General features: G+C 37.6%; 25 protein-coding genes. 12 read left to right on the top strand and 13 right to left on the bottom strand.

Features of this window, described 5'->3' with window-relative positions; all coding sequences use genetic code 11:
- Positions 1–19: 19 nt before the first annotated feature.
- The 3 genes from JMN32_RS18700 to JMN32_RS18690 all read left to right on the top strand — a co-directional run bounded on the left by JMN32_RS18700 (position 20) and on the right by JMN32_RS18690 (position 3,192).
- Positions 20–961: a sensor histidine kinase gene (locus JMN32_RS18700; RefSeq protein WP_202857891.1), complete on the top strand. Its 942-nt coding sequence runs from the start codon at positions 20–22 to the stop codon at positions 959–961.
- Between the two features lie 23 nt (positions 962–984).
- Complete coding sequence (locus JMN32_RS18695; RefSeq protein WP_202857890.1) at positions 985–1,740, top strand: LytR/AlgR family response regulator transcription factor; 756 nt, start codon at positions 985–987, stop codon at positions 1,738–1,740.
- Between the two features lie 201 nt (positions 1,741–1,941).
- Positions 1,942–3,192 carry a hypothetical protein gene (locus JMN32_RS18690; protein WP_202857889.1) on the top strand — a complete coding sequence of 417 codons (1,251 nt, stop codon included), beginning with the start codon at positions 1,942–1,944 and terminating at the stop codon, positions 3,190–3,192.
- Positions 3,193–3,278: 86 nt separating this feature from the next.
- On the opposite strand, the gene paaD is transcribed toward JMN32_RS18690, so the two are convergent.
- From paaD to JMN32_RS18665, 5 genes are all read right to left on the bottom strand, one after another.
- Positions 3,279–3,761, bottom strand: coding sequence for a 1,2-phenylacetyl-CoA epoxidase subunit PaaD (paaD, locus tag JMN32_RS18685; protein WP_202857888.1), 483 nt, complete (start codon positions 3,759–3,761; stop codon positions 3,279–3,281).
- Positions 3,762–3,800: 39 nt separating this feature from the next.
- A complete protein-coding gene (gene paaC, locus JMN32_RS18680) occupies positions 3,801–4,556 on the bottom strand; it encodes a 1,2-phenylacetyl-CoA epoxidase subunit PaaC (protein WP_202857887.1) in 756 nt (251 codons plus the stop codon).
- An 11-nt stretch (positions 4,557–4,567) separates the two neighbouring features.
- Positions 4,568–5,179, bottom strand: a complete 612-nt coding sequence (locus JMN32_RS18675) for a phenylacetic acid degradation b (RefSeq protein WP_202857886.1) — start codon at positions 5,177–5,179, stop codon at positions 4,568–4,570.
- Between the two features lie 198 nt (positions 5,180–5,377).
- On the bottom strand, positions 5,378–6,364 hold the full coding sequence (gene paaA / locus JMN32_RS18670) for a 1,2-phenylacetyl-CoA epoxidase subunit PaaA (RefSeq protein WP_202857885.1): 987 nt from the start codon (positions 6,362–6,364) through the stop codon (positions 5,378–5,380).
- 46 nt (positions 6,365–6,410) lie between these two features.
- Positions 6,411–6,995 (bottom strand): TetR/AcrR family transcriptional regulator, encoded by a 585-nt coding sequence (locus JMN32_RS18665; protein WP_202857948.1) that lies wholly within the window; start codon positions 6,993–6,995, stop codon positions 6,411–6,413.
- A 70-nt stretch (positions 6,996–7,065) separates the two neighbouring features.
- Here JMN32_RS18665 and JMN32_RS18660 point away from each other — a divergent pair, with 70 nt between their 5' ends.
- A complete protein-coding gene (locus JMN32_RS18660) occupies positions 7,066–7,590 on the top strand; it encodes a hypothetical protein (RefSeq protein ID WP_202857884.1) in 525 nt (174 codons plus the stop codon).
- A 123-nt stretch (positions 7,591–7,713) separates the two neighbouring features.
- On the opposite strand, the gene JMN32_RS18655 is transcribed toward JMN32_RS18660, so the two are convergent.
- Positions 7,714–8,571: a DUF4097 family beta strand repeat-containing protein gene (locus tag JMN32_RS18655; RefSeq protein WP_202857883.1), complete on the bottom strand. Its 858-nt coding sequence runs from the start codon at positions 8,569–8,571 to the stop codon at positions 7,714–7,716.
- A 602-nt stretch (positions 8,572–9,173) separates the two neighbouring features.
- On the opposite strand from JMN32_RS18655, the gene JMN32_RS18650 reads away from it, so the two are divergent.
- The 5 genes from JMN32_RS18650 to JMN32_RS18630 are packed head-to-tail and all read left to right on the top strand — an operon-like array spanning position 9,174 to position 14,344.
- Positions 9,174–10,451, top strand: coding sequence for a glycosyltransferase family 4 protein (locus tag JMN32_RS18650; RefSeq protein ID WP_202857882.1), 1,278 nt, complete (start codon positions 9,174–9,176; stop codon positions 10,449–10,451).
- A 46-nt stretch (positions 10,452–10,497) separates the two neighbouring features.
- The gene (locus JMN32_RS18645; protein WP_202857881.1) at positions 10,498–11,616 is read left to right on the top strand and encodes a DegT/DnrJ/EryC1/StrS family aminotransferase; all 1,119 of its coding nucleotides are present in this window, start codon (positions 10,498–10,500) and stop codon (positions 11,614–11,616) included.
- A 36-nt stretch (positions 11,617–11,652) separates the two neighbouring features.
- The gene (locus tag JMN32_RS18640) at positions 11,653–12,780 is read left to right on the top strand and encodes a DegT/DnrJ/EryC1/StrS family aminotransferase (RefSeq protein ID WP_238354539.1); all 1,128 of its coding nucleotides are present in this window, start codon (positions 11,653–11,655) and stop codon (positions 12,778–12,780) included.
- A gap of 40 nt (positions 12,781–12,820) precedes the next feature.
- Positions 12,821–13,402: an acyltransferase gene (locus JMN32_RS18635; RefSeq protein WP_202857880.1), complete on the top strand. Its 582-nt coding sequence runs from the start codon at positions 12,821–12,823 to the stop codon at positions 13,400–13,402.
- Entirely contained in the window at positions 13,403–14,344 is a 942-nt protein-coding gene (locus JMN32_RS18630; RefSeq protein WP_202857879.1) for a Gfo/Idh/MocA family protein, read from the top strand.
- A gap of 17 nt (positions 14,345–14,361) precedes the next feature.
- On the opposite strand, the gene JMN32_RS18625 is transcribed toward JMN32_RS18630, so the two are convergent.
- From JMN32_RS18625 to JMN32_RS18600, 6 genes are read right to left on the bottom strand one after another with little or no spacing between them, the layout of a single operon-like run.
- Positions 14,362–15,516 (bottom strand): glycosyltransferase family protein, encoded by a 1,155-nt coding sequence (locus tag JMN32_RS18625; RefSeq protein WP_202857878.1) that lies wholly within the window; start codon positions 15,514–15,516, stop codon positions 14,362–14,364.
- On the bottom strand, positions 15,506–16,858 hold the full coding sequence (locus JMN32_RS18620) for a polysaccharide deacetylase family protein (RefSeq protein WP_202857877.1): 1,353 nt from the start codon (positions 16,856–16,858) through the stop codon (positions 15,506–15,508). The genes JMN32_RS18625 and JMN32_RS18620 overlap by 11 nt, the downstream gene beginning before the upstream one ends.
- A 2-nt stretch (positions 16,859–16,860) precedes the next feature.
- Positions 16,861–18,327, bottom strand: coding sequence for a lipopolysaccharide biosynthesis protein (locus JMN32_RS18615; protein ID WP_202857876.1), 1,467 nt, complete (start codon positions 18,325–18,327; stop codon positions 16,861–16,863).
- A 3-nt stretch (positions 18,328–18,330) separates the two neighbouring features.
- On the bottom strand, positions 18,331–19,305 hold the full coding sequence (locus JMN32_RS18610; protein ID WP_202857875.1) for a GNAT family N-acetyltransferase: 975 nt from the start codon (positions 19,303–19,305) through the stop codon (positions 18,331–18,333).
- On the bottom strand, positions 19,274–20,047 hold the full coding sequence (locus JMN32_RS18605; RefSeq protein ID WP_202857874.1) for a class I SAM-dependent methyltransferase: 774 nt from the start codon (positions 20,045–20,047) through the stop codon (positions 19,274–19,276). Before JMN32_RS18605 ends, JMN32_RS18610 begins: the two co-directional genes overlap by 32 nt.
- Positions 20,044–20,913, bottom strand: coding sequence for a sulfotransferase family protein (locus JMN32_RS18600; RefSeq protein ID WP_202857873.1), 870 nt, complete (start codon positions 20,911–20,913; stop codon positions 20,044–20,046). Before JMN32_RS18600 ends, JMN32_RS18605 begins: the two co-directional genes overlap by 4 nt.
- A 242-nt stretch (positions 20,914–21,155) precedes the next feature.
- Here JMN32_RS18600 and JMN32_RS18595 point away from each other — a divergent pair, with 242 nt between their 5' ends.
- The 3 genes from JMN32_RS18595 to JMN32_RS18585 are packed head-to-tail and all read left to right on the top strand — an operon-like array spanning position 21,156 to position 22,303.
- On the top strand, positions 21,156–21,557 hold the full coding sequence (locus JMN32_RS18595; RefSeq protein WP_202857872.1) for a kelch repeat-containing protein: 402 nt from the start codon (positions 21,156–21,158) through the stop codon (positions 21,555–21,557).
- Between the two features lie 21 nt (positions 21,558–21,578).
- Complete coding sequence (locus JMN32_RS18590) at positions 21,579–21,983, top strand: Kelch repeat-containing protein (RefSeq protein WP_202857871.1); 405 nt, start codon at positions 21,579–21,581, stop codon at positions 21,981–21,983.
- A 26-nt stretch (positions 21,984–22,009) separates the two neighbouring features.
- Positions 22,010–22,303: a DUF4907 domain-containing protein gene (locus JMN32_RS18585; RefSeq protein ID WP_202857870.1), complete on the top strand. Its 294-nt coding sequence runs from the start codon at positions 22,010–22,012 to the stop codon at positions 22,301–22,303.
- Between the two features lie 2 nt (positions 22,304–22,305).
- On the opposite strand, the gene ruvC is transcribed toward JMN32_RS18585, so the two are convergent.
- Positions 22,306–22,875: a crossover junction endodeoxyribonuclease RuvC gene (ruvC, locus tag JMN32_RS18580; protein ID WP_202857869.1), complete on the bottom strand. Its 570-nt coding sequence runs from the start codon at positions 22,873–22,875 to the stop codon at positions 22,306–22,308.
- Between the last annotated feature and the right edge of the window lie 10 nt (positions 22,876–22,885).

The following is a 22,885-nucleotide window of genomic DNA, read 5'->3' as shown; positions in this document are numbered from 1 at the left end:
GATTTATTATTTATGGCAGATGGATATTGATTCTGCATTATACTTTACCGGGACCTGGGTTGTGGTAGTTTTGGTCCTGCTATGGTTTGGAAACAAGCTTATCACCATTCAGTTGGATAAACATTTTCCATGGCTGAGTTATGGAAATCGCCGATTCTTTACCCACCTTCTTCTGGGTATTATATATTCTCTGATCATTATCAACCTGGCATACCTCACTTTTAAGGCCATGTTTACCTCTAATCCTCCAACCGGAGAGCAATTTATAGTGATGAATGTCTATGGGTTGATCATGTTTATTCCAGTATTTTCAATTTATTTTAGCCTGCATTTTCTTCAGCATTGGAAGAAATCAGCACTGAATGCTGAAAAGTTCAAAAAAGAAAATATCAGGACACAGCTGGAGTCTCTTAAGAATCACCTCGATCCACATTTTCTTTTCAATAATCTCAATATTCTTTCTTCTTTAATAGACAAGGATAAAGACCTCTCTAAAAACTTTCTCGATAATTTTGCAGATGTATATAGGACTATATTGCGATCCAAAGATGAAGACCTGATATTGTTGGATGAGGAATTGAGTTTTATCAAATCGTATATTGCTCTGCTTAAAACGAGGTTTGAGGATATGATTGTTTTTACTGAGGATATCGAAAGTAAGGACAAGATGAAAATGATACCACCTATGACATTGCAAATGCTGGTGGAAAATGCCATTAAGCATAATATAATAAGTGAAAAGAGACCTTTGCATATCTTGCTTAAGAGTAGCGATGATAATTATTTTATTGTGAGGAATTCGCTATATCCGAGGTCTGAAGAGCTAAAGGATAGCTCCCGCAGTGGTTTGGATAATATTCGTAGGCGGTATGCTTACTTTACAAATCAGGAAGTGAAGGTGCTAAGTGGAGACAACAGCTTTGAGGTAAGGGTACCGTTACTGGAGGTGGAAAATGTATAGCATAGCTGAAAATATAGATTGAAATGACAGTTCTTATTTTTGAAGATGAAACTTTAGCAGCAGATAAATTGCAAAACCTGCTTCAGGAGGTAGATGATCAACTGAATGTTGTCGGTGTTTTGAAGTCTGTAGAGGATGCTGTGGATTGGCTTGAACAAAATGAACATCCGGATTTGATTATAAGCGACATCCGGTTGTTAGACGGACTGAGTTTTGAAATATTCAGACAGGTACAGGTAGATAAACCGGTAATTTTTACAACTGCCTATGATCAGTATGCTGTAAAGGCATTTGAAACCAATAGCATTGATTATTTGCTGAAGCCGGTTAATAAAGAGCGACTGCAAGCCAGCATTGATAAGTTTAAAAAGTTATCAGGACCGACTCAGGCAATACCGTACGAACAGTTACGGAAGATGATTGAGAGCCGTGAGAAGGAATATAAAATGAGATTTATGATCCGGAGCGGCAATAAAATATTAGCGGTACCAGTTGAAAAAATTGCGTACTTCTATAGTCAGAATAAGTTAACTTACATTGTTACTAATGATGATAGGAAATACCCCTATGACCACCCACTGGAGTCCATTGACCAACAGTTGGATCCAAAGATTTTCTTCAGAGCCAATAGGAAGTATGTGGTAAAATTTGATTCTATTAGTGAGATATACCCATATTTTAAGGGTAGAATAAAGATCAACCTTACGCCGGAGGCTGATGATGAAGTAATTATTAGTTCTGAAAAGACTCCGGAATTTAAACTCTGGCTGGACCAGTAAGAAGTCTTAAATAAATGCTTATTAGTGTTTGTGTGGAAATCATGGCGTCGGATTGGTCCTGACATATCCCGATTGAGGGATGTAATATACCGCCTCATCCTTATCTCCTTTTTATAATGTATGCGAGTAACGACATTTGAAGTATAAGGTCAAAAACAATAAAAGGTCAAATTACTTTCAAGGTCAAAACTCAAAATTACTATGAAACAGTTTTTTTATTTATTCACTCTCATTTTTCTTACAAACTTTGCTACTTCACCGGTTCATGCTCAAAATGGGGGATATATCTATGGGAAGATTGTAACCATAGACGGTAAAACATTTGAAGGTCCCTTGCGGTGGGGAAAAGAAGAAGTCTTTTGGACAGATATTTTTAATAGTTCAAAAGAAGAAAATGACAACCTACAATACCTTACCAGAGATCAGCGTCGAGAGTTGGAAGAGCGGCATCAAAGTTTTGGGGAAGGTTTTGTTAACTGGATAGCCAGTAGTATCAGTTATCGTATGGATGAATATGATCACACCCATCAGTTGGTTTGTCAGTTTGGAGAGATAAAAACAATCAAGCCCTTTAACCGAAACAAGGTAGAAGTGACGTTCCAAAACGGAACGAAGAAGGAAATAAAAGGAGAGGGGTACAATGATGTCGGCACTGATGTAAAGATTATTGATGCGGAACTTGGTGAGATCTCCATTAGTTGGGGAAGAATCGAAATTATAGAGTTTGGAGAAGGTAATGGGAAGTCAGCATCGGCATTTGGGGAGCCATTGTTTGGGGTGGTCGAGACATATGAAGGTACATTTACCGGTTATATTCAATGGGATCATGATGAGCGTCTTTCTACAGATAAGCTTGATGGTGATACAGAGGATGGTGAGTTATCAATAGAATTTGGTAATATTTCATCCATAGAAAGAGAAGGCTATAATAGCAGTCGGATAGAGCTAAAGTCAGGTCGTGATATGGATTTAAGAGGTACCAATGATGTGAATTCTGAAAACCGTGGGATCGTAGTAACTACCGAGAAATTGGGGCGCGTGGATATACCATGGAAGGAGTTTAAGAAGGTGGAATTTCTGAGCAAACCATCATTCCCTCTGAAAAAATATATTGATTTTAAAGGCCAAAGGCAGTTAGAGGGCCTTGTGGTTACAACGGGTGGAGAAACCATAAAAGGAAAAATAGTTTACGACCTGGATGAAGAGTATAGTTATGAGATGCTTCAGGGCAAGGATAACCACTTAGAATACTTCATACCCTTCGGTAATATTAAAAAAATAATGCCGAAGAACTACGACTACAGCAATGTGGAACTTAAGAATGGTGAAAAGATACTTTTAGGAGAACGGCAGGATGTATCTGACCACAATACTGGGGTGTTGGTTTTTAAAGGAGGTAATGATCCAATCTATGTGAAGTGGGAAGACATAAAGGAAGTGAGCTTTAATTGATTTTGTATATTTTGTTTAGGTAGAGGCCTCTGGACTTTTGTTCAGGGGCTTTGCTGTATAAGGAGGTTAAGTTTTAGAATTAGATGCTAAACGGGCTTAAATTGCTCGAAAGTCTCTTTACAGTCATTGCAATGATGGATAGAACGGCATGCTGTAGGCCCAAAGGGAGTATTTAGCACTGTGTTAGTACTTCCACAATTTGGACATTCAATGTTCTCAAGTATATCAATATCTACGATGAGATTATGTTTTGGGGGAGGGGCAAGACCGAAGTCTTTGAGTGCTTTTCGGCCTTTATCTGTAATCATATTAGAGTTCCATGACTTTTCAAAAGAGACCTCAACATCTACATGATCAATACCATAGCTGTTAAGGACATCAGTAATATCCTGCTTCATGTAATCAATGGCCGGGCACCCTACAAATGTGGGTGTCATTGTGACTCGTACACGATGATCGTCGATGTCAATATCGGTGATCACTCCCAAGTCAACCAGCGATAGTACTGGTATTTCAGGATCTTTTACAGCATCAAGCCATTCTAATATTTGTTCTTCAGTAATTTGCATTCAAAACCTTAACAGTAAGCGTGCTATTGAAGTTCAAAGTTACCACTCTGCACCCGGATCTATTCTAAATACTTCTGACATTTCTTCAACAAGAGGTTGCAAATGCTCTGTATGCTGCCCTGTTCTCCCTCCAAATTCAGGCTTTAAAGTGCTTAAATCAGGTAATTGAAGACTGGTTTGAGATAATATCTCTGTAATTCGGCTGATCCATTTTTCTTTCAAAACCTCTTCTCCTGCAAATATGCCTTCAGCTATTAGCTCCTGTTCATAAGGAGATGGTTCAAAAATGCCCAGGGCATAAGGTAGCGCTTTCTCAAGCGAAGTTTGAAGTCTGTTAACACTTTCCTCAGTTGCTGAACCTAATTGCTTTATCCATGCATTAGCATGCATGGTATGGTATCTGATCTCGCCTTGTATTTTTTTTGCCAGTTGTGCCAAAGGAGCGTAGCTTGACTCAGTTAGCAGTTCAAAGCGTATTGCCTCGGCGGTATCAAAAAGGAAATGCCTGATCAGGCTAAAGTCATATTCTCCATTTGGAAGTTCTGTCAGTGTACAGTTATGGAACTGTTCTGCATTTCTGGTGAAAGCAACAGTATCTGGCTCGCTCTCTCCTAGGCTATGTAACATCTGGTATAATGCATGGCTTTGTCCTACTTTATCCTGAGCCATCGATGAAAATGCAATATCTTCTTCCAGCAATGGTCCCATTCCGGTCCATTCAGAGTTCCTGTGGCCAATGATAAGTTGATCGTCAGCCATTTTATATAAAAGTTCTTTTAGTGCAGTCTCGTTCATGATCTTAAAAATTAACCAGCGTTACGCTCTTTAAAGGCTTTAATTTTATCTGAAGCTTTGTAATCAGAAGCATCCCTGAATTTCTTTTCAGGTAAGGTATCCCAGATATGTTTATCTTCCTCAGATGTGAATAAAATGTCACTGGTTTTGACAACCCAGGCGTTGAATACAGGCTTTTCATTAATGAAAGCAGGCTTAGCAAGTGCCAATGCTTCCTGAGGGGTTCTGGCCTCAACGGAGCCTACATGCTGGTGTTGTTTTCCTCTTTTCATCAGGTGGAAGAACTCATATTCTTCTTTATCACCTTCTTTTGGGAATTCATCAGAAATATAGTTGTAAATAGTGTCTTCGCCTTCTGTAAAATCAGTTACAAATACATTTCTCGTTTCTACAACGAATAGCCCTGAACAGGTAGACCTTCTGCTAAATTGTTCTTTTGCGAAAATGAAAGCCATCTCTTCATTTGGTGCGTGAACAATACCCTCATGTTGATAAGGCTTGCCCTCTTTCATTTGAATAAAAACTTCGAAAGTTCCGAATTGATCCAAGGGTGCTTTTCTCGTAAGGTTACCCTGAAATCCTTTTAAGTCGAGTCTGTTTACTCTGGGGTCTAGTGATTCCATTTATTTTCTTCAAGCAAAAAATGACGCTTCAAAGATGTCATTTTAAATAATGTTATGCAATCGTTTACGGTAATTCGTTTTACCCTAAAGGGATATGATAGTTATTCCAAATGTAGGATAACATGCCTGCTTGATAAGTAGCAGGATTACAAGCCTTTAGTAATAAGAAAGGCTGCTTAATAGCAGCCTTGTTTTTTGTTATGCCAACGGAGTGACATATTTTGTTTTTGGGGTCAGTAATGCCTGACGTACCCATTTGCCTCTTTCTTCAGCCACTCTTCTTACCGCCAGGCGTTCTGCGTTGCAGGGGCCATCACCATTGATTACTCGTTTAAATTCATCCCAATCCGGTTCAGTGTATTCCCATTTCTTCGTTTCAGGGTTCTTTTTTAGATTAGGATCAGGAATGGTGAATCCCAATTCCCATATTTTAGGCACATACATGTCAAGAAACTGGTTTCTACACTCATCATTGGATGCCATTTTTACTTTCCATTTCATGAGTACTTCTGTATGTACAGATACTTTATCAGGAGGTCCGAAGAAGTGCATCATAGGTCCCCACCATCTGTCAATCGCTTCCTGCATCATTTGTCTCTGCTTAGGAGTGCCGGTAGCCATATGTATTACGCAGTGGTGACCGTACTTGAGGTGAAATGATTCTTCGGCGCAGATTCTATCCAGTGCTCTGCAATATGGGCCATAGCTGCCTCTGGCATTTGCTAATTGGTTAACAATGGCACCTGCATCAACCAACCATGATATGAAACATGAGTCTGCCCATGTAAAGGCAGGGTAATTGAATATATTAGAGTATTTTGATTTTCCTTCAATCAGGTCATCAATCATTTGCTCTCGAGACTTGCCTAAAGTTTCAGCAGCACTATATAGTAATTGTGCATGGCCCACTTCGTCCTGAACTTTTGCCATAAGAGCAAGCTTTCTTTTAAAGCCGGGAGCCCTTGTTATCCAGGTACCTTCGGGTAAAGCTCCGATGATCTCACTATGTGCATGCTGTTCGATCATTCGGATGAGTTGTTTTTTATACATTTGAGGCATCCAGTCGTTGGGTTCGATCTTTTCACCTCTTTCTATTCGGGCTTCAAATTCAGCAAGCTTTTGAGGGTCTTCATTCTCTAAACCTTCAAATTTGGCTGATTCAAATGTGTTTCCGCCTCCGTACATAATATTAGGGGTTTAATTCTTTTCAAGTTTACAACAAAATAATCAATTATTTGGTTTTTAAACCTTCAATAAGCATACCTGCTAACTGGTTTCCTAGCTCACTAGGGTCGATGATTCCTGAAGGGTCATACCAGTGGGGCATCCAGTTCAGCGATGAGAAAAGGGTCATAACAGCCAGTTTGGTATCAACAGCTTTGAACTCTCCTGCTTTTATGCCTCCTTCAATTATTTTTTTAAACCTATTGATATAATTGATTCTCATTAAAAGAAAATCACGCAAGTAAGGCTGGCTTAGGTGTCGGTGTTCATTCATAAACACGGCTGAGGCTGTCAGCTCTTTCGCCATCACATGGATGTGTCCGGTTATTCCTCTGCGTAGCCTTTCACTGTAGGAGATATCTGCGCCTTCAACTTCCCTGAGTGATCGCTGAAACCTTTTTGCCATTTCGAAGCACAACGCCTGAAGAATCTCTTCTTTAGATTTGATATGTGAATAAAGACTGGCTGCCTCAATTCCTAGCGCTTGTGCAAGATCACGCATGGAGGTGGCGGAATATCCCTTTTGTTTGAAAAGCTCTGAGGCTGTTCTGATTACTTGTTCTTTTCTACTTAAATTTTCTGCTCCCACCATCTTCACAAAAATAGTGAATATTGTTTTTGAAGGAAGTAATTTATTAGTTTTGACCGCAAAATTTATCTAAATGTCATTTAAAAGTCCTGAAAGTTTTCACAATAAGCTAGGTTTCGTTTTCCATGCGATGCTTGCTTTGCCGCTTGCGGCCTTTGTGTATTTGTTTTTAGAGTTGAGGCACCGGGAACTGCAGCCAGCGCTTGATAATAATGCAATAGTTTTTATCCTTACTTATTTATTGCCAGTGCTTGGAGTAGCTGCAGTTGTTGGTGGGTATTTTATGTTTAAAAAAGAATTGAAGACTGTTAACTTGAAAGGGGCTCTGCGCTACAAGTTAGAGGCCTATTATATTGCAAGCCTGAAGTTATATGGGCTTATTGAGCTAGGTTCGGTGATCTTTGTGGTTGGTCTTTACTTAACTACTTCTGCTGTTTTTGTTTTATTTTATGTGCTTCTTTTATTTTTTATGTCACTAAACCGTCCTACCCCTCAAAAGTATATAGGGGATTTGCGCCTCACCGAAGGGGAAAGAGAAGTTATTTTGCACAAAGGTAGTTTTGAAGAGGCTGAATCAGCTGGACGGGAAGAAAGTTAATATCAAGTCTCTGTTTGCAGTGATTTTAGTTGAGACCTATTAGTCATTCTGAATACAGTAAAACAGCAGGCATGTAATAGTGCTTGTGCCTGCTATTTGAACGAACGTTGAACTTCTAAAACATCATTTGGTAGATGTCATGCTTACCATGGAATCTTCGGCCCTTATTTTTACACTGGCATTGCTGGTCTTAAAAGCAAGTCTGGTGCGGTTTTCATTCTTTTGGATGGGAGTAAAGTCTTCAGAGGCATTGATCTGGGTGTCTTCATGAGTAATGTCAATGTTTGCACCTCCTTCCGTGAAATTCAGAATTAGATTGCCATCATCTATGTCATAAAAATACTCACCACTATTTGCAAGTGCATTGGTCATTACCAGATCACCATCCTCAATTGTCGCATTAACTTTATCAAATTTCCCTTCAGATATTTGCAAGTCACCGTCATTGGCCTTTACAAACAGACTGCCGGCTCCTTTGTCCAGACGGATATCACTATCATAAAAAGTGAATCTGAAATCTTTGCCATTACAGTTTTTTAGATCGGCATCTGCATCATCTAGGTACATCTCAATTGATCCATCTATATTGGAGATTTTGTACTTATCTCCATCTCCGTGAATATCTAACCTTACATTTTTTGGTGCTTCTATTTCAATTTTATACTCCTCGCCCGATGATCCCATGAGGTTTATTCTGCTTCCGCTATATTTTTCGGTAATGATCAGACTGCCATTGCCTGTTTTTATATCCATAGCGAAACTGCTCAGCCCCAAGCTTAAGGAGCCTTTCAAGTTTCTGTAAACTTTTACACGGGCATTAGTGCGGTTGGTACTGGTAATGTATACTTTAGCATCGCTGCTGGTCAACCTTATCAGCCCATTGGAGGCAATTTCATAGGTTTTGTCAAGGTTATATACATCATCTTGAGCGTTGATAAAAAATGGGAATAAGCAAATAAGTGTTAATAGAAATTTGTACATGTTTAGGTATTTGCGATTCATAAAAAATTAATAATCCTGCTAAGAGATATTTGTTGAAAATGCAAAGGTCGAAAAAATGATTGCTGTTCCGCTTCTTTTAGGTTTGGTACAGCCCTCAGGTTTGAACTCATCAAGATAATGATTGCTACTATCAAACCTATTATAACGGTCAACGTTTTTTTATTTAGCCATTTCATGGTCGGCTTTATTTATGGTAATCTCCATGATTTACAAAGAGAATTTTAAATGACGGCAAGTTCTTTACCCCCTCAATGAATTAGCAAAATCAAGACCATCCCAAAGTTTTGGGAAAAATCACATTTTAAAGATATTCACTGACCGATTATGAACTTTATGACTGTTCGTTATTGAACAAACGCATCAGGAACCCTATTATTATTAAGACAACTGATTTTTGCCAAAGGTTGCGATGGTATAAAAATAAAATATATGATTTCCATAATAAGCCTTGATATTGTTGCTCTCCTTGTTCTTTTCTTTGGCGGTCATTTCAATAAAAAGCTGATGTCACCTCGGGCATTAATAAGCAGGTTTTGTGAATATTAAAGGTTCATGTGCTATGACCTGTTATATTTGCAGCAATGAAGAAAGTTCTAATTATCACATATTATTGGCCACCCAGTGGAGGAAGCGGAGTGCAACGGTGGTTGAAGTTTGCGAAATATTTACCTCAGCATGGGTGGGAACCTGTCATTTTTACCCCTGAAAACCCTTCCTTTGAAGTGGAGGATGCCAGTTTGGTAGCTGATGTATCCAAGGATATAGAGGTGGTTAAATTACCCATTTGGGAACCATACGTTTTTGTTAATAAGATAAAAAATAAAAATAGCAAACAGAGTGATCTGGTCAAGAAAAAGGATAAAGGACTTTTAACAAAAATGGTACTTTGGTTAAGGGGAAATTTATTCATACCCGATCCTCGTGTTTTTTGGGTAAAACCAGCGGTTAAGGTATTGCAGGATTTTGTTTCAACCAATAATATAGATGTAATTGTTACAACAGGACCACCTCATAGTATGCATCTGATTGGCTTACAATTAAAGCACAGGACGGGAGTTAAATGGCTGGCTGATTTTAGGGATCCCTGGAGTACGTGGAGCTTGTTTGATAATTTTTATTTAACCAGTTGGGTTAGAAAGCGTCATAGAAAACTGGAAAGCAAAGTGCTAAAATATGCTGATGTTGTAACCACTGTTAGCAAGTATTGCGCTAAGGAAATATCCGAATTAGGAAACAGAGAGGTAAAAGTAATTACCAACGGCTTTGATGATGCTGATTTTCAAAATATAGAAAGAAGAAAACCTGAAGAATTCATTATTCGCCATATTGGACTTATTGATGAAGTAAGGCCTCAGTCTTTTTTGACCGCAGTAAAACAGTTAACATCGGAAGGCCTTAAACTGCAGGTTGAATTCATTGGCAGTATTAATCAAGCGCTAAAGCATGAGGTACAGGAAGATCCCTTGCTAAAAAATGTTATTTCATTTGTTTCGTATATCCCACACGAACAGGTACTGAAACTATATCAGCAAACCGCTGTTCTTCTTCTTATTACACTTAATTCACAAAATGATCAGGGTACGTTACCGGGTAAATTTTTTGAATACCTGGCTTCAGGTAGGCCCATATTGGCTATAGGCCCTACAGATGGAGATCTGAGTGAAGCATTAAGAAACTGTAATGCGGGTAATATTGCTGAATTTGATGATGTTGAGGCTATAAAATCATACATTAGAAACTATTATGTTTTACACCAACAGAATGCTTTGGAAATAAATACAAGCGAGGAGATTGCTTGTTATTCGCGAAGCAAGCTTACAGAGGGGCTGGCGAAGATATTAAATAATATGGGGGCCTGATGTATGGCTTTAGTGATTCCTAAATGCAAGATTGATCTGGAGAATTATGAGTAGATTATCCGTCCCCTTTTTTGATATAAAACGACAATATCAACTAGTTAAAAAGGAAGTTGACCGAGCTTGGGCGGAAGCATTTGAGAAGGGTGTGTTGATAGGGGGGGAGGTAGTCATAAGTTTTGAACGGAATTTTGCAAGAAGTACGCAGGTAGAGTATTGTGTCTCTTGCGGTAATGGTACAGATGCGCTTGAATTGGCATTAAGGGCTTTGGGCATAGGACCCGGAGACGAGGTCATTATTCCTGCTTTTACCTTCTTTGGCAATGCAGAGGTTGTTTCTATTGTTGGTGCCAATATAAAATTTGTAGATATACTTGAAAGTGACTTTACGTTAGATCCGGATAAACTGGAGCAGGCTATATCTAAACGAACCAAAGCTATAATAGCCACGCATCTTTATGGGCTACCTTGTCGAATGAATGAAATACTGGCAATAGCCAGGAAGTATGATATTAAAGTGATTGAAGACTGCGCGCAGGCACACGGTGCTAAGCTGGATGGTAAGTCTGTTGGCAGTTTTGGTGATGTTGGTACATTTAGTTTTTATCCAACAAAAAATTTAGGAGCATTTGGAGATGGGGGTGCTTTAATAACAAATAACGCTCAGCTTGCTGATAAAATCCGCTTATTGGCAAATCACGGACAAGAAGCAAAAAACGAGCATATCATTGTCGGGCGTAATAGTAGAATGGATGTTTTGCAGGCAGCAGTGTTGGATGTGAAGTTGAAATATTTGGAACAGTGGAATGAACGAAGAAGACAGATTGCTACTGAATACAATCAACATTTTGCAGAACTGGGGTATGGTTTACCTGGAGAATTTGCAGGAGCAAAACACGTTTATCATATATATGCTATTCAGTATCAGCAGCGACATGAACTATTTGATTTTTTGCAAAAACGTGATATTGGCGTTGCCATTCATTATCCTAAGGCTATTCATCAATGTGAAGCTTATCGGTTTATGAATATTAGGAATGAGCAGTTTCCGGTAGCTTCAAAGGTGGCTGATTCGGTTTTGTCTTTACCTGTATTTCCTGAGCTAACTGATGCAGAAATAAAGTTGGTAATACAAAACCTCATTAGTTTCCAAAAGGGTATAAACTAACATGCTTTTGAGAGTTATTTATAGTTAATTTGTGGTATGAATTCAAAGGAAAAAAACATACAAATGGTTGATTTGTATGGTCAGTATTTTAAGATTAAGGATGAAGTAAATGAGGCTATTCAGGAAGTAATGGATAGCTCTGCATTCATAAAGGGACCAGCAGTTAAAAATTTTGAAACGAAGTTAGCCGAGTTTTGTTCAGTTGAACATGTCGTATCTTGTGGTAATGGTACGGATGCGTTGCAGATTGCCATGATGGCGCTGGATTTTAAGGCAGGTGATGAAGTGATTCTTCCTGTGCATACGTATGTTGCTACTGCGGAGGTAATAGTGCTCTTAGGGCTGAAGCCTGTGTTTGTGGATGTAGATCCGCATACCTTTAATATTGATACAACCCAAATTGAATCAAAAATAACGGATAAAACCGTAGCCATAGTACCTGTACATCTTTATGGACAGTGTGCCGATATGGAAGCGTTATTGAAGATCTCAAAAAAATATGAGTTAAAAGTTATAGAAGATACCGCACAGGCTCTTGGTGCATTATATACATTTTCAGATGGTACGGTTAAGCAAGCCGGAACGATGGGGGACATTGGAACTACCTCTTTTTTTCCTTCAAAAAATCTGGGATGTTTTGGTGATGGAGGGGCATTAATGATCAATGATGCTTCATTAACCGAAAAAAGTCGAATGATTGCTAATCATGGACAGCAAAAAAAGTATCATCATGATGTGATTGGAGTTAATTCAAGACTAGATACTATGCAGGCTGCTATACTTAATGTGAAACTTAAGTATCTGAATGATTATACCCTGAAAAGACAGCAGGCAGCAAGTTATTACAATGAAAAGCTGTCAGAGGTAGAATTCTTAAATACACCTTATGTGGCTTCTAACTCAACTCATGTTTATCATCAGTATACCTTAACAACGGAAGGAATTGATAGAGATGAGTTTAAAAAATACCTTGCTGATCATGGTATTCCTTCCATGATATACTACCCGGTACCTTTACATCATCAAAAAGCGTACAAACATCTGTCGTCTGAATCATTTTCTGTAGCTGAAGCCTTATCGAAAACGGTGATATCATTGCCAATTCATACAGAAATGGACCATGAGATACAGGATATTATTATTGATAAAATAAAAAGCTTTTAAAAAAGACTTTTGAAGTTGTCATTTAACAAAGAAAATATAAATGAAAGATAAAGATTTTTTTGCTCACGAGACTGCAGTTATTGATGAAGGCTGTGATATTGGGGAAGGGACAAAAATTTGGCATTTCTCGCACATCATGCCGAATTGTGTTATTGGTAAAGGATGTAATATAGGGCAGAATGTTGTAGTTTCCCCTGATGTAGTTTTGGGTAACAACGTTAAGGTTCAGAATAATGTATCCATCTATACAGGTGTAACTTGTGAGGATGACGTATTTCTTGGCCCATCAATGGTTTTTACTAATGTAATTAATCCCAGGAGCGCTATAAACAGGAGAGGTGATTATTTGAAGACAACTGTTGAGAAAGGAGCCTCAATAGGAGCCAATGCTACCATAGTTTGCGGGAATAAAATCGGACGATATGCCTTTATTGGTGCCGGAGCCGTAGTTACTAAAGAAGTGCCTCCATATGCTTTAGTGGTAGGTAATCCGTCAAGACAAAAGGGCTGGATTAGCGAGTATGGGCATAAGTTGAATTTTGATAGTAATGGTCAGGCTACTTGCCCGGAAAGTGGAGAACGGTATAAATTGGATAATAACCAAGTAACTAAAATTTCATAAATGAAGAATTTTGCACTATTAGGAGTAGCGGGTTATATAGCGCCCAGACATCTGGAAGCGATTAAAGCGACAGGAAACAATCTGATAGCGGCCTATGATAAATTTGACAGTGTAGGGATCATGGATAGCTATTTTCCAAATGCTGATTTTTTCACAGAGTTTGAAAGATTCGACAGGCATTTGGAAAAGTTAAAGTATAAAGGTCAGGATATTGATTACTTCTCAATATGTACACCAAACTATTTACATGATGCACATATCAGGTCGGCATTAAGAAGAGGTGCTGATGCTATCTGTGAAAAGCCACTGGTACTCAACCCATGGAACCTGGATGCTCTTAAGCATATAGAAAAAGAGACTGGGCGTAAAGTTTACAATATCCTGCAATTGAGATTGCATAAGGACATAATAGAATTAAAGAAAAAGGTTGAGGCAAATCCTGGCAAAAAGTATGATATAGACCTTTCTTATATTACTTCCCGAGGTAATTGGTATCACTATAGCTGGAAGGGTGATATTAGCAAATCAGGTGGTGTGGCAACTAATATAGGTATCCATTTTTTTGATATGCTAAGCTGGATCTTTGGAGGAGTTAAGAGCAATATTCTGCATTATTCCGGCAAAGATGCTATGTCAGGGTACCTTGAGCTTGAAAATGCCAATGTTAGATGGTTTTTGAGCATTAACTATGATCACCTTTCAGAGCAGATAAAGGCAGAAGGTAAGAGGACTTACCGCTCCATAACAGTAGATGGAGAGGAAATAGAGTTTAGTGGAGGTTTTACAGATCTGCATATAAAGAGCTACGAGGAAGTGTTAAAAGGGAATGGTTTTGGATTGGAAGAGGCTCGCCCTAGTATTGAGGTTGTGCACGAGTTAAGAGGTGCCCAAGTGCAGTCACCGAGAGATATGGGACACCCATTTTTAAATAGATTAAAATAAGTAATGTAAAGGAATAATCAATTGATTATTCCTTTACATATACTCTTTAAAACTTCAGCATTTTTTTCCGCAGATAAGTCCATTGCTGCATTGGAGCAGTTTGCTTTCATGGTATCAATATCTTGGGTGGTTAGCTGTTTCAGTTCATTAGCCAGTGCTTTTGGGGTAAAGTCAGCTGAAACTATTCCACATTGATATTTCTTGACCACTTTGGCCATTTCCACCGAAGGGCCGATCGCAACAGCTAAGCGGGCTTGAATAAATTCAAATAGTTTGTTTGGAAGAGCAAAGGTATAGTTAAAGTTTACAGGCTCAAGTAAAAACATTCCTATGTCGTAGGTCTTAATTTTATCCACAACGTCTTTGCTGTCTACCGGATCAATGATGTTGACTCTGGGGTTTTCTTTTACTTTCTGCTTTAAGGTATCTGTATAGGCTTTTGTCTGAGCTGAAGCATACCCGGGAACCAATAGCATCAAATCGAGTGAATAAGGGTGTCCAAGGAGATCGACAACTTCAATCATGTTTTCGAGTTTTCTTGAAAAATTTGCTACACCCATATGAATTATTTTTATTTCATTTGGGTCTGTTTTTCTTATTTGTGTGTCATGGTATTTGGGCGCATTTGTGATAATAGTTGGTTTTACCTTGAAATTTCTTTCGTATTCTTTAGCTAATCCATCACAAACCGTAGTCATGGCTGCTGCTTTGGGGATATAAAACCGACAAAAATAAGTGTTAAACCCTTGAAAGAATAACCTGAACCAAAGCTTATCTTCAAAATGCTTGGGTGCATATTCATGAGCATCAAATAACACTTTAGTCTTGCCAGCCACGGAGAAAGCAAGGTGTAAGGTTTCTACATCGTTAGCTACTATCAAGTCATAATTATTCGATTTCAACTGGGGAATATGATCTTTGTAATTGTGTAAAATCCAATAGGCAGGTTTGTATTGCCTTGTGATAAGGAAAAATGCAGCAAAGATCTTTCGTAAAAGTGTAAGTGGAGTTTGTCTTACTTCGTAGAAGTTGACCCCTGCTATATCCGTTTTAGAAAAACAAAATACATCTACATCATAATCATCTTTAAGAAACTGAATCTGACGTGTTACTCTTGCATCATATTTTAACCGGCTAAAAGCCAGTATTAGTACTCTTTTCTTACTCTCCATTCTTGGGGAATCCTTTTATTATATTTTCATATATGTGAAGATATGGTTTATCTTCTACAGTATGTATAGCGCTATTGTGCCATAAAAACGTAAAGTTACCGTTATACTTTTTTACAGTGAAATATAATTTCTTTGCAATTTCATTAGCTTTTTCAGGTGACAACTTCATATATGATATCAAAGTTGTTTCCATCAGTATTAAGGGGTTTTCTCTTAGGTTAAGCTTTTTTCTTTCGATAAAATCAAATACTGAGAAAGGGTAACAGGTTCCACATCTGAATCCAGGAATATCAGAATAGCCAACGGTTGAATCAGTTTCCATGCCTTCCATTTCCCATGTTCGCCATGTAGTGGGGGCTTCAAACCTTAAATAGTGCTGACGGCCTTCTATTACTTTTAGCCCAGCGACCTCTTGCAGATGACACTTTTCTGTATGCCATTGGTCATTATTTTTGTAGCTACTATAGCTGGGATGGAAACCAACTACCTGATGCTGGGATAGTAAATATTGAATAATAGGTTTTGCTTCTTCAATGTTGTAATTATTGTCGAAAACGCTGGTTCCACCACATAAAAAATAGAAGTGTGATGTAAGGTTATGTTGCTGGGATAGCTCTGTTATGTAAGAGAAGGTTTGGTATGGATCCTTTTTTATATTAGACTTGACCAATAGGGCATTTAGTGCATTTTTTAGTCCTACCAGAGGCCTCTTTTGTGTAATAAAATCATGGGCTAACTTTTTACGTATGCTGGTTATATTACCCCATTTCTGGATGTGATCAATATCGTGAGTAGGGATGCATGTAAATTTCCACTTCTTAAAGGTAAGTTTGGGAGCAAGGTGAAGGAGTAGTTTTTTAAAAAAAACTACGTACTCATTTACAATAGGTCTGTCAAGAAAGTCGTTTTTGTAAGCTAATGAGTTCTGCGCTTCAAATCTGTTATGCTGATCTCGATGACTTATAACATATTCTTCCCAGCGCGTTAACATGTAAAAGCAGCTGGCAAAGAAGTCTATCTGGCATTTTATTTTATTTTCATTTGTTTCAACGTTTGGGATGCCATATATTACGGGGAGATTTTTAACATCGAAATGTTCGTTAGAGTAGTGCTCAACTTTTGAAGGAATAAGCTCTGGAGTTAAATAGCCATCAGGTTCGGTGCATTTACTGAAGAAATGATCTTCAATGTATATTTTCGAATTGTTGATTTCGATAATATAGTCATGGGTACTAATATTTGCTTTGATGTCGAAGTCAACCCCTAAATACTCCGAAAACAGTATATCGAAGATATACAATTTTTCAGCATTGAACACTTCGGGAGTATAAACTGTCAACATGGCTATTTATTTGGCTTTAACAATCTAATTCCCTGGTCTATTAGTTCGTTTATATCCGTTGATATTTTTGTGAAATATATCAGAGGAACGAAAATACTTACCATTAAGGAGGAGCGAATAAGTGAATCCACAAAAATATTATTAAATACAGGGATGAAATAAGGTATTATAAAACTTAGTAAGCAAATTGTAATTGCTACTATGGTTTTGGGAGTAAAAGGATCCAGGCTCATCTTTATCTTGAGGAAAGAATATTTTAGCAGATTATATATGATAAGTGATAACATGGTAGCGATGGCTGCTCCTTCGCCTCCTAGTAGCGGTATGAATATCAAATTTGTAATTACTGTAAGTATCAGAAGAACTACAGAAAAGATTGTGTCAGTTTTATAGTATTTAGAGTTGATTAAAATAATACCATTAATGCCCAAACCAGTATCAACTATTTTTGAAAAACCTAAGTAGAAAAATATTGTAAAACTACTATGATATTCCTCCGGTAAAAAATACATAAGGTTTAAATAATTGAGAGTAATGAGTATGTATGCAGCTGCAGACAAAATTAGCTGGTGTAATGCCGATTTTTTATATACATTATCAATAATGAGGTAGTTTTCTTGTTTAAAAGCATTGGCAACAATGCTCTGGGCAGTTCTTGCAATGGCACTTCCAGGAACTACAATGACAGCTGCCATGTACGAAGCTATGGCGTAAATGCCTACAGTTTCAAGACCTTCAATACTGCCAAGCATTAAAATATCTACTTTGTTGATTAAAAAAACGGAAAGACCACTAAGTATTGTGAAAGCACTGAAACTTCGAATTTCCTTAAAATGACCATATTCATCTTTATTAAAGTGAATAGTTAGGGTGAGTTGTCCGATTAGTTTGATATAAATAAGGGATAGGATGGTTATTATTGAGTAGGCATAGGCGTAGAATAATATAAACTGTTCAAATGATAAATACTCATAATAATAGAGTAAGATCAGTGCTGACCATACAACTCTAACGAGTACAGAAGAGAGGAATGTTGAAAAAATGTTTTTATATAATGTTCTAAGGTATGTATCAAACAAGTTAAAAAACACCATTGTAATGCTGAAAGGAATCAGCAAATGAAAAAACTCCAAAAATAGAGGGGATTTTTCATTGTATATTTCCAATATAGACTGCTGGAAAACTACAATTAAAGATAGGGTGACAAACAGGCCTAATGAACAGATGATAATACCTACCCCTAATATTTTCTTACCAAAGAAGGGATGGTATCTAATAATCATATTTTGCGTACCTAACTGGGCAAATTGGGAAATGACGATTGTTACTGATAGCAGCATCCGTGTTAACCCGAACTGGTCAGCCTCAAGAAAGTTTGGAAATAATAAAATGGTATTGATATACCCTAAAATTATTCCTAAATAATAAATAATGGAAAACCTGATGCTATGACGCCTTACTATGCCCAATGGTTATTTTAAGTTTTTGAGGAAAAAGTAAAGTTTAAGCCATTTGGGCTTCGAATGTTTTAGGTTAAAGTATGGCTTTTGATTTGCTCCAAATGACCTAAAGTAGCGTTCAATTGACTGTACCATACTGCCTTCGAAATCAAAAGTTTTTCCAACAGATATAGCTTCCTGAATGGCATGCCAAATTAATAGCGAATTAGCATTACTTCCTTTGAAAGAGGTGTTAGTTCCTGAGATTAGGTAATAGTAAGAGGTTTTGTCCCATACCAAATAAATGGCAGAATGAACATTATTGTTGCCGTCTTTTGCCAATAATATTTTTCTGCTTTCCTTTTCCTTACATTTTTGGTCAAGAGTTTGAAGTGCTTCGAATGAGTAGGGAGCGTTCTTGCCTTTAGATTGATAGGTTTGTTCTACAAGTTGGTATAAAACTTTGGGGTCCTCTGATTCAGAAATAGTCAGTTCTTTTTCTGCTTTTCTGATGTCCCTTTTAGTTTGAGATTTGAATTGCTTAAAAATGTTAGTGCTATCATTTCCATCTAGGCAGTATGAATAGTGAGTTTGTTGAGAAAAACCTGACCAAAATAAGGGAAGCCAGTTGGTAAAGGAGTAATGAAAGTTCTGATCCAAGTGTTTGTAGGGAAGACCTTTAAGTAGGCCTGATACTACTTCCTTTTCGTAAGACCCTCGAGATGAGTGATTCATGTTTTTGGGGTAATCTATGTAGACCCCTAAGAATTTGGTTAATGGGGGCATTATTAACATCTCTTGCCCCACTTTTGAAGTCTTGAAGTATGGCCAGACTCCTACGGTTTTACCCCCTTTTTCATAAACACTGACATCCCAATGTTGAGGTTGACACACCGCGTCTAACCACCAATCTTGTGAAAAGATTGGAAGATCATCAAGGTTTTTACAAAATTCTTTATACTTTAATTTGGAATCCTTACTCACCACTTTTTCTTTCAAACAGTGCAATCAATTGGCTTTTATTCTTTTTTGAAAGTGCTAAATTAATCATATCAAGCCCAAAAGCTATAGGATGGAAGCGGTGTTTTGTCTCATTCTTTTTTCCGCAATGAAGACAGTATGTATAGCTTATTCCCTGTTTTTTACTCCAAAATTTAGGAATCCAGCTTGATGCAGGGGTTAGAGCGTGCTTTGTTTTGCCCAGAATATTATTATAAGCTCTAATCAAAGGTCCAAATTCCATCTTTTCTAAGATCCTGAAATCAGTGAACATGACATCCAGCGTTTTGAAGTCAAAGCTATGTAAATGACCGTTTTTATGGTATAATTTTTTGCAAGAGTCACACTTAACCATCAGCTTGATTAAGCTTTCTTTATTGGGGACCGTGATAAGAATGTATTTTTTTGAGAGTCGTTCAAATTCTGAGAGTGTCTCACGTAAGAGCTGTTCTGGTAGGTGTTCAAGTAATTCACTTGAGAATACTAAGTCAAATGATTTGTCTGGTAATTCGATTTTGTTACAGGAAGATTCTAACGTTTTAGTTTTGACATGCTTTAACTTCGTTGGGTTTATATCCACACCCAGAATGTCATATGTAGCCGCTAACTGGTTTGTTATAAGACCATTTCCGCACCCAATATCAACAATTGTTTTTACATCCTTGGGAATGAGCTGTTTTATTACTTTAACCTTTTTATCATCCTTGATGTCGATGATTTCTTCATATGTTCTTTGCGCATAATTACTCATTGCGGCAAAGATAATGATTGTATTTCTATTTGCAGCCTATTCCAATCTTCTGAAGATAGCCTTTGACTGTTCTTCGTTTTGATGTGAGGCCTTAACATGTTTAAAGAATCCAATTTAATGCCACAGAATTGAAGAATATCAGGAAGCATATCTTCTAAATTCTCATAATTAATAGTCAATGTATTTTCTTCAGGGAACAGTTTTAAATCTTCTCTGATTTTTTCTTCAATCAGCTTAATTTGATTAGCAACTAATTCAAACTCATTACTGCAATCATCCGGACTTAGTCCTTTGGGGTGAACGGACCAAATTTCGTTAGGAGAAACATTGTATTTCTGTCTAGCCAAAATAATTGATTGTGCATTATATACATGGTCACGTTTGATCCAGATGATTTTGCTTTGAGGATCAATTTTTGATATCAGAGGCAATCTTTGGCTATTGTTTAAGTTTTTAAACACAATGGGCCTTTCATACAAAGCCATTACTCTGTTGAATAATTTTTGCAGCCGGTTTATTTTTTTTTGACTGATGTTATTATTCTCCTCATAATCATTGGTTTTGCTGAGCCAGTTATACCAAAAATTTCCTGATTCACTTGGTGCATTCCAGCCACTCTTTAATGTATTTCCGAAATCGGATGAGAAGGAGTTATGAATCCTTCGGTGACCTTTTAGTAATAAGCCATTCAGTACAAAACCAGCAAAAAGGTTTCTGTGAAAAAGGTTAACGAAGTTGCTTATGTAGATAACCTCTGTGTTATTGGTTAGTAATTGATACAATAATGTACTTCCTGTTCGTGGAGCACCAATAATAAAAATTGGATGACATTCCGTTGCTTTTTTATCAGGATAGCAGGCTTCCAATAATTTTAAAATTGGATATGAATATTTTGCAAGTGTTCTAATTAAACGATACAAATCAGAATATCTACTTGGTGAAATTCAAAGTTAAATATAGATCAGTGAACTATATCATGTTGATAATATCTTTTTTTGGATTTAAGAAGTAGTTGGATTAACCTTGCATTTTTTAAAAAAGTGTAAAATTGATATAATTTGAAAATATAGTCTCTTCCTATTCTTTCTTCTCGTGTAATTTAGATGATGTGGGAGATCCCACCCCTACAGTTGATACTCTTTATGTTGATGTTGTTGATACTGTTTATGGCGACAATATTTATGTTGGGTGGAGAGCTAAAACAGGAATGACTAAAGTTCGATCAGGGCATGTGGCTTTTTCTATTGGGGGCAGAGGATATATATCAACTGGAATTTCTGGTTCTGTACAAACTGGTGGAAAATATTTGGTGGATTTATGGAAGTATAATCCTGAAACAGATACATGGGCACAAAAAGCGGATTTTCCTGGCGTAGGAAGGAGATCTGCTAGTGCCTTTGTTCTAAACGATGAGGCTTACGTGGGGCTAGGGGTTCAGTCCAATACAGTAACCAGTATGGGCTACTCGGATATGTGGAAATATAATCCAACATCTAACAGTTGGATCTAACAGTCTGATTTTGATGGAGGAGTGAGGAATGCTACGGTTGCATTTGTTGTTGGCGGAAAGGCATATATTGGATGTGGCTTTGGAACAACTCCATTGGGTGATTTGTGGGAATATGATGTTGAGAGTGATAATTGGACCTGGAAGTCTGATTTTCCGGCGGATGGAAGGAGCAGGCTGATAGCTTTTGGTTTGAGGGGAGATGGGTATATTGGGCTTGGCTCAACAAGCAGATCTAAATCTTACTATAACGACCTTTGGAGGTATGATAATGAAACTGACACGTGGAAGGGAGCTGCTCAGTTTCCAGGTGTTGGTCGTACACAAACAGGTGTTTTCACAATTAATGGGTCTGCTTTTGTCGGGTGTGGATTGGAAACCTCACAGGGGTTAGGACTTAATGACTTTTCTGAATTTATTCCGGAGTAATATAGTATCTATTTGCGTTTTGTATTTTGTTTTTGATTGCATGTAAGCAAAAGCAAGAAAAAAATCAAGATGCCTCTAATTTAGAGGGTTTTTATTATGAAATCCTTACGAATTCAGATGGCACCTATGGGTACACGATTTTCAAAGAAAAAAAGCCCTTAATTATACAAGAATTTAGACCAGGTGTTAAAGGGACTTTGGGCTTTGTCAAGCGAAGACACGCAGTTGATGTTGTTAAATTGGTGATATCAAAAATAAAAGATGGAGAATTTCCTCCTACTGTAGTAAAGGAGGAAATTGATAGTATATTAGCCAAGTAGTGTCACTTCACCCTTCCCGGATTTTCAGTTATAAAAGCATCCCAGCTTTTAGAAGATTTTGTTTGCGTAACACCTTTCTGGAAATGATGACAAACGGCCACCGCTAAAGCATCGGTAGCATCGAGCAGTTTCGGGGCTTCTTTAAACTTTAGGAGAGACATGAGCATGTTGGCAACCTGTTCTTTTGAGGCATTTCCATTACTGGTTACAGATTGTTTTACCTTTTTTGGAGCATACTCGGCAATGGGTATACCTCTAGATAGTGCTGCGGCCATAGCTACACCTTGAGCACGTCCCAACTTTAGCATGGACTGAACATTTTTGCCATAAAACGGAGCCTCTAATGCTACTTCGTCAGGGTGGTACTCCTCTATAAGACTTGAAACACGATCAAAAATCTTTTTGAGTTTTAACTCATGTCCTGAATATTTGCTGAGGTGGATAACTCCAAACTGGATTAAACTTATTTTCTGACCTTTTACCGAAATAAGTCCATAACCCATTACACTTGTTCCCGGATCTAACCCTAAAATTATCCTCTCAGTTTGAGGTTTTTTGTCTATTTTGCCCACTCGTGCAATT

Source organism: Fulvivirga marina (assembly GCF_016775155.1).
In the GTDB taxonomy this organism is placed as follows: Bacteria; Bacteroidota; Bacteroidia; order Cytophagales; family Cyclobacteriaceae; genus Fulvivirga; species Fulvivirga marina.
Note: the sequence above shows the minus strand (reverse complement) of the source record. Positions and strands in the feature narration are given on the sequence as shown.